This window comes from Streptacidiphilus jeojiense (genome assembly GCF_000719095.1).
GTDB classification, from domain to species: Bacteria; Actinomycetota; Actinomycetes; order Streptomycetales; family Streptomycetaceae; genus Streptacidiphilus; species Streptacidiphilus jeojiensis.
This window is the reverse complement of sequence record NZ_JOEH01000061.1, coordinates 1-10536: the sequence shown is the minus strand read 5'-3', so window position 1 is coordinate 10536 and position 10536 is coordinate 1. Positions and strand designations below refer to the sequence as shown.

At 69.0% G+C, this 10536-nt stretch carries 6 protein-coding genes and 2 pseudogenes; 6 read left to right on the top strand and 2 right to left on the bottom strand.

The window, feature by feature from the left end; translation table 11 throughout:
* Positions 1–137: 137 nt before the first annotated feature.
* Positions 138–956 carry an enoyl-CoA hydratase-related protein gene (locus IF29_RS0140790; protein WP_030267449.1) on the bottom strand — a complete coding sequence of 273 codons (819 nt, stop codon included), beginning with the start codon at positions 954–956 and terminating at the stop codon, positions 138–140.
* A gap of 122 nt (positions 957–1078) precedes the next feature.
* The gene (locus tag IF29_RS44285; protein WP_030267446.1) at positions 1079–2257 is read right to left on the bottom strand and encodes a PucR family transcriptional regulator; all 1179 of its coding nucleotides are present in this window, start codon (positions 2255–2257) and stop codon (positions 1079–1081) included.
* 137 nt (positions 2258–2394) lie between these two features.
* Between IF29_RS44285 and IF29_RS0140780 the strand changes: the two genes are divergently transcribed.
* The 6 genes and pseudogenes from IF29_RS0140780 (at position 2395) to IF29_RS42965 (ending at position 10464) form a co-directional block, all read left to right on the top strand.
* Positions 2395–3435 carry an SMP-30/gluconolactonase/LRE family protein gene (locus IF29_RS0140780; protein WP_332262578.1) on the top strand — a complete coding sequence of 347 codons (1041 nt, stop codon included), beginning with the start codon at positions 2395–2397 and terminating at the stop codon, positions 3433–3435.
* Between the two features lie 11 nt (positions 3436–3446).
* Positions 3447–4712: an acyl-CoA dehydrogenase family protein gene (locus tag IF29_RS0140775; protein ID WP_030267441.1), complete on the top strand. Its 1266-nt coding sequence runs from the start codon at positions 3447–3449 to the stop codon at positions 4710–4712.
* Positions 4713–4763: 51 nt separating this feature from the next.
* Positions 4764–5162, top strand: a pseudogene (locus IF29_RS0140770) (SDR family NAD(P)-dependent oxidoreductase); the annotation flags it as partial.
* A pseudogene (locus IF29_RS49160) lies at positions 5159–6240 on the top strand (phosphotransferase family protein). The pseudogenes IF29_RS0140770 and IF29_RS49160, both read left to right, overlap by 4 nt.
* A 39-nt stretch (positions 6241–6279) precedes the next feature.
* Positions 6280–7920, top strand: a complete 1641-nt coding sequence (locus IF29_RS0140760) for an acyl-CoA synthetase (RefSeq protein ID WP_030267434.1) — start codon at positions 6280–6282, stop codon at positions 7918–7920.
* Between the two features lie 120 nt (positions 7921–8040).
* Positions 8041–10464, top strand: coding sequence for a winged helix-turn-helix domain-containing protein (locus tag IF29_RS42965; protein WP_051726689.1), 2424 nt, complete (start codon positions 8041–8043; stop codon positions 10462–10464).
* Positions 10465–10536 lie beyond the last annotated feature (72 nt).

Below are 10536 nucleotides of genomic sequence, written 5' to 3'. Positions count from 1 at the left end.
CGGGTACTGGCCCGCATCGGCGCCCGCGACCGGGTGCACGCCGTGATCATCGCCTACGAGACCGGCCTGGTCCGCGCCGACCGACCCCCACGCGGGTGAAGGCTGGATGCGACACCTCGAAGCTCGACGCCCCTGTTTCAGGTCAGAGCGAGCGGCTGGAAGTTCGGCGGGCGGCGCTCCAGGAAACCCATGACACCCTCGGCGGCGTCAGGGTGGACGAAGGATTCGATCATGAGCCCTTCGGCGTGGGCGATGGCGCTCGGCAGGTCGCTGTCCATGGCGCGGAACACCTGGTCCTTGATCAGGCTCATCGAGTTCGGGGAGGAGAGCGCGGCCAGGTCGGCGGCGTAAGCGATTGCCGCCTTCACCAGCTCTTCGGGCTCCACGACTCGGTTGACCAGGCCCATCGCCAGGGCCTCCTGACCCTGGATCAGACGACCGGAAAGCAGCAGGTCCAGTGCGCGGCTCTGGCCGACCATGCGGGGCAGCAGCCACGCGATGCCGTATTCGGCGATCAGGCCACGCTGGGCGAACGCGGTTCCCAGCTTCGCATCCGGGGTGCTGAAGCGCAGATCGCAGTAGAGCGCTTCGATCAGGCCAAGGCCGACTGCTGCGCCGTTGATCGCGGCGATCAATGGCTTGCGCATGGAGAGTGGGCGCTCGCGAGGACGGGCAGGAGCTGCAAGCTCAACATCGGTCTTGTCGAGGCTGCTGACCATCTGCAGGTCCGACAGGTCGGCTCCGGCGCAGAAGCCGCGCCCCGCCCCGGTGACGACGACCGCCCGCACCTCGGGGTCTGCCTCGGCCTGGTCCAGGAGCTGGAAATAGCGTTCCTCAAGTGCGAAGGTCCAGGCGTTGAGACGGTCCGGCCGGTTGAGCGTCAGCAGCAGTACGGCCCCGTGCCGCTCGGCTAGCACCAGGTCGGCGCCGGCGTTGTCTTCCTGACTCGTGGACATGTCCGAGGTCCTTTCACTTGAGGGTCATGTGCATCTGCAATGTTAGAAATGATCAACTCCGGCATACATAGGCGCACGACACGGCTGGCATGTGCAGATGCACATTCAGGGGAACTCTTCGCTCAGCTGCTCTGCTGCCGCTCCCGGTTCAGCAGCCACCAGGCGACGATCAGGTCGTTGGTGCGGTCGAGGTCCAGACCGGTCAGTTCGGCGAAGCGGGTGAGCCGGTTGCGGACGGTGTTGCGGTGCAGGTAGAGCGCGGCGGCGGTGTCGTCGATGCGACGGTCGCAGTCGAGGTACGTCTCGACAGTGGCGATGATCTCCGTGCCGGCGGAACCGTGTCGGCGTAGCGGGGCGAGGTGCTTTTCGGTGAGCAGGTCTGCCGCGTCCTCGGCCGCGCCGAGCAGGGGCAGGGGGCCCAGTGCGGCGAGGTCGACGAGCCCGCTTCTGCCGAAGCGGGTGGCGAGGTCAAGAGCACGCCGGGCCTGCCGATAGGAGGTGGATGCGGCGCCGAGGGGCATCGCGGGGCCGAGAGCGACGGGTGCCGGGTGCGACAACTGGCCTGGAGCCCGGGGGAGTAGGGCGACTAGGTGCCGGTCGATGACGGTGTCGACAACCGGGAGCTTGGTGGTGGCTCCGTGGGCACGCAGGACCGCCAGTAGGTCCGAGGTCGCCGCCGTCTCGTCCCAAGCGGTACAGGCGACTCGGTAAGGGTGCTCCGGATCGAGTCGCTGGCTGCGTGCTTCGGCGACCAGCGCCGTCGGTGGAAGGGCGCCGTCGAGAAGGCGGCGTAGCAAGTCGGCGCGGTGTGCGGCCCCGACCACGGCCTGCTCCTGCAGTACCAGGTGTACGGCGGTGGCGGAGGCTGTTGCCCACTCCCAGGTGAGGTCCTGCATTTCGTCGATCACAGTGGCTGGCAGATTCTGGGTGGTGGCGCGCTGCCGGATGAGCTCGAAGACCCTGCGCGCGCCGATCTGGATGCTGTGGGCGACCAGGTCCAGGGGGATCCGTTGGACCGCCCAGCCGCGGGCGAGCGCGGTCAGTTCGTCGGTGCTTGCGCGGGCCGACTCGCCGCGCAACTGGTCGACGACGATGCGCAGCACGGTGTGCGTATTGTGCTCGATCGAGTTGGCATCGACCTGGTCGTACCTGGGGATGCGCTGCCGGTACAGCTGGGCCAGGTCGGCGGCGATCGCGTTCAGTTCCGGATCGACCTCGGAGATGATCGCTGCGATGCGGGCCGCGATCCTGCGTCGGTGCGCGTCGAGTCGGATCTCGGGCGCGCCGGGTCTCAACTCCATGCGATGCCGCCCTCCGCTTCACCGGAATGTGCACAGGCACATCCTCGGCGGGTCGAATGCCTATTCATTGGGCTTTCACCCGTCTCTAGCATTGCATATGCACATAGTCGCAGAGATCCTCTCGGACTGGAGACGCGATGGACACTGTTCGGTCCGCTCCCCGGATGGAGCCGGTTCGCTGGTCCCCGCCACCCGCACCGCAGCGGGCAAGGCGAGGATCTGGATCGCCATCCGCGGATATCCTGCGGCGCGTTGAACTGCCCGGTCACGGTCCCGAGGACGTCGTCTTCGGCGCCGACGGGTCCGTCTACACCGGGACCGCGGACGGGGCTGTGCTCCGGGTCGACATCGTCACCGGCGCGGTCGATGCGGTGGCGAACACCGGAGGCCGTCCACTGGGGTTGCATGCCGGGCCGGACGGTTCGCTGCTCGTTTGCGACGCCCATCGGGGGCTGCTGCGCTGGAGCGGCCCCGGCGGGTCGATCGAGGTCCTGGTCGACCGTATCGACGGGGAGCCGCTGAACTTCGCGAGCAATGTCGTGCAGGATCCCGACGACGGGATGACCTACTTCACCGCGTCGTCGCGCCGCTGGCCGTTCGAGCAGTGGATGGGCGACCTGTTGGAGCACTCGGGCACCGGACGGCTGCTGCGCCTGTCCCCTGACGGCACGGTGGACGTCCTGCTCGACGGTCTGCAGTTCGCGAACGGCGTTGCCTTCACACCCAACCGCGAAGCGCTGGTCTTCGCCGAAACGGGAGCGTACCGGCTGAGCCGGTACTGGCTGCGCGGCCCGAAAGCAGGCACACAGGAGGCGCTGATCGACAACCTGCCCGGCTTCCCCGACAACATCGCCCTGGGCAGTGACGGACTGATCTGGGTCGCCCTCGCCTCACCGCGCAACCCGCTGCTCGACGCCCTGCTGCCCCGCCCGGGGGTGCTGCGGCGGATGGTGTGGCAACTTCCCGAGCGGCTGAAGCCGGCGCCGAAGCGCACCGCGTGGGTGGTCGGCGTCGATCTCGAAGGATCGATCATCCACGACCTGCAGACGGACGGGACCGCGTACGCCATGGTCACCAGCGTCGCGGAGCACGGGGGCACCTTGGTTCTCGGCAGCCTCGACGAATCGGCGCTGGCGATCACCGCGGTTCCGGGCATCGCTCCCACCGAAACGAACTGAAGGCAAGAAACATGGACTTCACTTCCAGCGCCCGCGCTGCCGACCTGACCGAGCGGGTGGGCCGCTTCATCGAGGAGCGAATACTCCCGATCGAGGCGCAGTACCACCGCGACGTCGCCGCCCTGCGTGAAAACAAGGGCGACCCCTGGGTTCCGCTGCCGCTGCTCGCGGAGCTGCGGGCCGAGGCACGCAAGGCGGGGCTGTGGAACCTGTTCCTACCCGCGGCCCACGCCGGCGACTACGCCGCGCGGTTCGGAACCGACGGCGGCGCGGGCCTGACCAACACGGACTACGCGCCGATCGCCGAGCTGACCGGCCGCTCCTTCCTGGCACCGCATGTGTTCAACTGCAACGCACCCGACTCCGGGAACATGGAGGTACTGCTCCAGTACGGGAACCAGGCCCAGCGCGACCGGTGGCTCGATCCGCTGCTGGACGGACGCATCCGGTCGGCGTTCGGGATGACCGAGCCGGAGGTGGCGTCGTCCGACGCGACGAACATGGCCGCCACCGCGGTCCTCGACGGTGATGAAGTCGTGCTGAACGGTCGCAAGTGGTGGACCACCGGCATCGGTCACCCCGACTGCGCCGTCATCCTCTTCATGGGGCTCACCTTCCCCGACGCCGACAAGCACAGGCGGCACACGACGGCACTGGTTCCCGTCGACACGCCAGGAGTCACCGTGGAGCGGATGCTTCCCGCGATGGGCCGCTACGACGAGCCGTTCGGGCACGGCGAAGTCTCGTTCACCAACGTGCGGGTACCCGCCACCAGCATCGTGCTCGGCCCGGGACGGGCCTTCGAGATCGCCCAGGGGCGGCTCGGGCCCGGCCGCGTCCACCACTGCATGCGCCTGATCGGACTCGCCGAGAATGCCTTGGAGGCCGCGTGCCGGCGGGGCCTGGACCGCACCGCTTTCGGACGACCGATAGCCCGCCTGGGCGGGAACCGCGAGCGCATCGCGAAAGCGCGGATCGCGATCGACGCGGCACGGCTGCTCGTGCTCAACGCGGCCTGGAAGCTCGACACCGTCGGAGCCATGGGCGCCCTCAGCGAGATCAGCCAGATCAAGGCCCACGTCCCCACCATGGCGCAGGAAGTCATCGACTTCGCCATGCAGATCCACGGCGGCGCCGGCCTGTCCGACGACCTGCCGCTGTCGGCGGCGTGGTCCACCGCACGCGCCATCCGGCTCGCCGACGGACCCGACGAGGTCCACCTCGACCTGGTCGGCCGCCTGGAGCTGGCCAAGCACGCGCAACAGGCCGCGCGATGACCAGGGGCACGATCGTGATCACCGGCGCCAGCTCCGGCCTTCCTCGGCGCGCTCTCGCAGAGCGAGCACGCGCTGGCCGTCTTCCGCGCCCAGCACCGCGGGCACCTGGTCCTCGTCTCCTCCTTCGCCGCCCTGCGCGGCATGCGGCGGTCGATGACCACCTACGCTGCCAGCAAGGCGGGCGTGGCCGCGCTCGCCGAGGGGCTGCGCGCGGAACGCATTCCGGGGGTCGACGTCTCGCTGATCTGCCCCGGCTACATCCGCTCCGAGATGAACGCCGCCGCGGCCGAGCGCACCCGGTTCATGGTCGACACGGAGCCCGGCGTGGCGGCCATGGTGCGCGCCATCGAGGCGCGCAAGAGCGTCGCCTACGTTCCGCGCTGGCCCTGGGCGCCCCTGGCGGTCCTGATGAAACGGCTCCCGCTCCCGGTCGTCAGGAGGCTGACGTGAACTCCGTGTCCGCCCCCTCAGAGGCCAGCAGTGTGCGGGCCGAGGACGCTTTCGACGTCGCCGCCCTGGCCGCGTGGCTGCGCGCCCACCTCGCGGACGACTCCCCGTCCACCCTCCCGGCGGTGCGTCAGTTCCGCGGTGGAGCGTCGAACCTGACCTATCTGCTGGAGTATCCGGACCGGGACCTGATCCTGCGGCGGCCACCCGGCGGGCGGCGAGCCGAAGGGGCGCACGACATGGCGCGCGAATACCGCGTCCAGACTGCCCTGCGACCGCACTTCGACTACGCACCGGCCACGGTCGCCCTGTGCGAGGACGAGGACGTCATCGGCACCCCCTTCTATCTGATGGAGCGCCTGGACGGCCTCATCTCCCGCAAAGAGCTGCCGCCAGAAGTCGACCTGGCACCGGAGCGGGTCCGCGCGCTCTGCGTCAACGCCCTCGACGTGCTGGTACAACTGCACTCCGTCGATCCCCAAGCGGCCGGACTGACGTGGATGTCCAAGGGCCCGGCTACGTCGGCCGCCAAATCACTGGCTGGTCCAACCGGTACCGCCAGGCCAGGACGCGGAACGTCAGCTCGTTCGAGGCGGTGATGTCCTGGCTGGACGAGAACCAGCCCGCGGACCGCGCAGCTGTGCCCGTCCACAACGATTTCCGTTTCGACAACCTCGTCCTGGACCGTACCGATCCCACCCGCCCCATCGGACTGCTCGACTGGGAGATGGCGACCATCGGTGATCCGCTGATGGAACTGGGCGGGGCGCTCGCCTACTGGGTCCAGCGGGACGACGGTCCGGCGTTCAAGATCTTCCGCCGACAGCCCACCCATACCCCCGGCATGCTCACCCGGCGCGAGGTCGTCGACCACTACTGCGCCCGCACGGGCATCGGCCTGACCGAACGCGAGTGGGCCTTCTACGAGGTCTTCGGCCTGTTCCGACTGGCCGCCATCTGCCAGCAGATCTACTACCGCTACCACCACAAGCAGACCACCAACCCGCAGTTCCGGTACTTCGGCCTCGCCGTCGTCCTGCTGGAACGCCGATGCCGCCGCATCATGCGCAAGAGCAGATGACCTCCCCTCGATTTTTCATGACCCGAAAGGTATCCACCCATGCCTTCGACGTCCGATCCGCTCACCACCCGCCTGCACAACGCGGCCAGGTCCGCGCGCGCCGTGGTCCGTCTGCACCAGGCAGGGGTCATCGACCTGACCAGGTTGGACCTGACCCTTCGCGCGGCACGGAACAACAACGTCTACGGCCCCCCGGCATCGATGATCATGGCCGTGGCCCGGCGTGCTCCGGACGCGCCGGCGCTGGCCGACGAGCGCGGCGTCCTGACCTACCGCGAGCTTGACGAGCAGTCGAACGCCCTGGCCAACGCCCTGCTCGCGATGGGACTGACGGCGGGCTCCGTGGCCGGCGTCCTGGCCCGCGACCACCGCGGCCTGATCCTGGCGATCAGTGCGGCCGGCCGTGCCGGGCTGCGGCTGGCCCTGATGAACACAGGCTTCGCCAAACCGCAGTTCGCCGAGGTGGCTGCACGTGAGAACGTGCGGGCGATGCTGCACGACAGCGAGTTCAACGACTTGCTGGACGCCCTGCCCTCTTCGCTCCCACGCATCCTCACCTGGGTGGACGCGGGCCACACCGTGCCGGTGGGGGCCAGCGTCCTGGACAACCTGATCGCCACAGGAAATCCTACGCTGCCTCCGCCACCCGAGCGACCGGGCGGGTTCACCATCCTCACCAGCGGCACTACCGGGCTCCCCAAGGGTGCGCCACGCACCAAGGTGACTCCGCTGGCCAGCGTCCAACTGGTCGACCGCATCCCCTTCCCGCGCCGCGGCACGATACTGATCGCGTCCCCGGTCTTTCATTCCACCGGGTTCAGCAACTGGGTCGTCGGCACCGCGCTGGGCAACAAGATCGTGCTCGCCCGCCGCTTCGACCCGGAGAACACCCTGCGGTTGCTGGCCGAACACCGCGCGGACATGCTGGTCGCCGTCCCGACCATGCTGCAACGGATCCTCCAGCTGGGGCCGGAGGTCATCCGTCGCTACGGCCTCACCACGCTGAAGACCATCGCGGTGTCCGGCTCCGCGCTGTCCCCGGAACTCGCCGCCCGGACCCAGGACATCTTCGGCGCGGTCCTGCACAACATCTACGGATCCACCGAGGTCGGCATCGCCGCGGTGGCCCAGCCGCAGGATCTGCGCCTCGCCCCCGGTACCGTCGGCCGACCGCCGCTGACGTCGCAGGTCGCCCTCTTCGACGACCAGGACCGGCGCATCACCGAAAGCCACCTGCCCGGCCGCGTGTTCGTGCGCAGTGCCATCCCGTTCGAGGGCTACACCGACGGCCGCCACAAGCAGGTCATCGACGGCTACATGACCACCGGCGACATCGGCCACCTCGACGCCCACGGACTGCTGCACATCGACGGCCGCGACGACGACATGATCGTTTCCGGAGGCGAGAACGTCTACCCGCTCGAGATCGAGAACCTGCTCGCCGAGCGCGCTGACGTCCAGGAGGTGGCTGTCATCGGCGTCGAGGACCCGGAGTTCGGCACGCGTCTGCGCGCCGTCGTCGTCACCAGTCCCGGCGCAACCCCCAACGCGGAGGAGATCAAGGCGTACGTCAGGACCAATCTCGCCCGCTACAAGGTCCCGCGCGACATCGTCTTCGTCGATCAACTTCCTCGCAACGCGACCGGGAAGGTGCTCCGGCGCGCACTGCGTGACCTGTGACTGCTCCGCGCCGGCTGGTCGCTCGTGCAGCGCGTCTACGAGCACCTCGCGTCGTCCATGGCTAGCCTGGCTCCCGACTCAACGTATGGTGTGGCGTTCTCTGGGTAGGAGGTCAGAAGCATGACTGCGACCTCGCTGCCTCCGGTGCACGGCACATTTGCCGTCCATCCCAAGGGAGAACTGCGCACGATCGCTCGTCCGGCGCTGTTCGAGCGACTCGGCGGAGCGGGTCTGCTCACGATCGTCGTCGCGCCGGCCGGGAGCGGGAAGACCGTCCTGCTCCGGTCATGGGTTGAGGCGGCCGGGCTGGCCGACCGTACCGCCTGGGTGTCGGTGGAACGCGAGGACCACGACCCCCAGCGCTTCTGGCTCACCGTCCTCGACGAGATCCGGGGCACCGTTCCCGGCTCAGGGCTCGTGCGAGCGCTGACGCCCGCCCCCGACCTGGACGGATTCGAAATCGTCGAGCGTTTGGCGGAGGATCTGGAAGCCCTCGATGGACCGGCGTACCTGGTCATCGACGACCTTCACGAAGTGCGCTCCGAGGAGACGCTGCGCCAGCTCGCACTTCTCTTGAAGCGCAGCACCGGCGCGCTCCGCCTCATCCTCGCCAGCCGACACGACCTGTCGCTCGGCCTGCACCGGCTGCGCCTCGAGGACCAGGTCACCGAGATCCGCGCCGACGACCTCCGCTTCACCCCGAGCGAGGCCCGGGCACTACTCGACGCGGCCGGGATCCAGCTGTCGCAGCCGGCTGTCGACCTGCTGCACGAGCGCGCGGAGGGCTGGGCTGCCGGGCTTCGTCTGGCCGCTCTCCTTCTTGCCCGGCATTCGGAACCGGAGCGCTTCGCGATCGAGTTCTCCGGCGGTGAGCGGACCGTCGCCGAATACCTCCTCGCCGAAGTGCTGGGCCGACAGTCCGCCGACGGTCGTCGGCTCCTGCTGCGCACCTCGATCCTCGAGCGTATCGACGGGCCATTGGCCGATGCCTTGACCGGCGACGTCGGCAGCGAGCGGATCCTGCAGGACCTCGAAGACTCGGGCGCGTTCACTGTGTCTCTAGATCCCGCGAGATCCTCGTTCCGCTACCACCACCTCTTCGCCGATCTTCTGCGCCTCGAACTGCGCCGGACCGAACCGGACGAGCTCCCCGTCCTGCACCGCACGGCAGCCGAGTGGTACGTCAAGCACGATCGGCCGGTCGAGGCGATCCGCCACGCTCAGGCCGGCGGGGAGTGGGCACTGGCGAGCACGCTGCTGGCCGACCACTGGTTCGCCCTCGAGCTCGACGGCCAGGCGTCCACCGGGCACGAGCTGCTTGCCGAGTTCCCCGCCGACGCCACGCTGGGCGACCCGCAACTCGCTGCCGTGGCTGCGGCCGACTACCTGAACCGTGGAGCCGCCGACCGCGCTGAGGAACTGCTGGCGATTGCAGACGGCGGCTCGGCCTCGCTGCCGGACGATCGCCGGCACGCGCTCCAGGCCATGCTCGCCATCCTCCGGCTCAACCTCGCTCGGCTCCGCGGCAACCTCCCTGCTGTCTTCGAGAGCGCCGAGCGCCTCCTTGCGCCCGAGACCCCACTGCTGCCCGGGGTTCCGCTGCGCGCGGACATGCGCGCGCTAGGGCTTGTCAGCCTCGGCATCGCCGAGTCCTGGCTGATGCGCGTCGATGAACCGGAGCGGTACCTGGCGCAGGGCATCTCCCTCGCGCGCCAGCTCGAGCGGCCCTACCTCGAATTCAACGGCCTTGCCCACGCGGCACTCGTCGCACACCTCTGGTCGCTGGAACTGGTGCCGGAGCGCAGTCATCGGGCCCTCCGGCTGGCCGAGCAGCATGGCTGGTCCCAGAAGCCGATCATCGCCATCCCGTGCGTTGCGCTGGCCGTGCCGATGCTCTGGCAGGCACGCCTCGAGGAGGCCGAGCCATGGCTCGAACGGGCCGAGGCCTCTTCCCGCGACGAGGTCTACCCGGCCGTTGCCATGCTGCTCCACTACGCTCGCGGCCTGCACGAACTCGCACGTGGCCGGCACCATGAGGCACTGAGCGCCTTCTGCGCCGGAGCGGCACTCGGTGAGCGGCTGGTGGCCCACCACCCGCTCACGGCCCGTACGCGATCGCTGCATACCCAGACACTGGTGCGGCTGGGGGACACCCGTCGCGCGGATCAGGCCTTGGCTGCAGCCGAGAGCACCCAGCATGACGCCACAGCGATGTGCCAGGCCTCGGCGGTGCTGCGACTCGCCCAAGGTGACGCCGAGGGCGCGGTGGCCGCGCTCGCACCCGTGCTCGACGGCACATCAGTCGGCCCCAACCTGCAGGTGTGGCAGGTGCAGACCTTCCTCTTGGAGGCGATGGCGCGCGAGGCCCTCGGCGAACACGATGCAGGCACTGCTGCACTCGAGACTGCGCTCAATCTGGCCGAACCCGACCGCCTGATCCTGCCATTTCTGCTCCACCCCGCCCCGGAGCTGCTCGAACGCCATCGGCGGGAACGGACTTCGCACCCTTCGCTGATCTCAGAGGGCGTTAAGTCCCGTTCTTGATGGTTTGGCGTCGCTCGTTCGTGGGGCTGTCCGTCATCCAGGAGTGCCCGGTGGGGCTTGGGCTGTGTCATG

Bases quoted from the DNA above. Each gene is read 5' to 3' on its own strand.
- IF29_RS44285 (WP_030267446.1), bottom strand. From the start codon at position 2,257: ATGGAGTTGAGACCCGGCGCGCCCGAGATCCGACTCGACGCGCACCGA.
- IF29_RS42965 (WP_051726689.1), top strand. From the start codon at position 8,041: ATGACTGCGACCTCGCTGCCTCCGGTGCACGGCACATTTGCCGTCCAT.
- IF29_RS0140760 (WP_030267434.1), top strand. From the start codon at position 6,280: ATGCCTTCGACGTCCGATCCGCTCACCACCCGCCTGCACAACGCGGCC.
- IF29_RS0140790 (WP_030267449.1), bottom strand. From the start codon at position 956: ATGTCCACGAGTCAGGAAGACAACGCCGGCGCCGACCTGGTGCTAGCC.
- IF29_RS0140780 (WP_332262578.1), top strand. From the start codon at position 2,395: ATGGACACTGTTCGGTCCGCTCCCCGGATGGAGCCGGTTCGCTGGTCC.
- IF29_RS0140775 (WP_030267441.1), top strand. From the start codon at position 3,447: ATGGACTTCACTTCCAGCGCCCGCGCTGCCGACCTGACCGAGCGGGTG.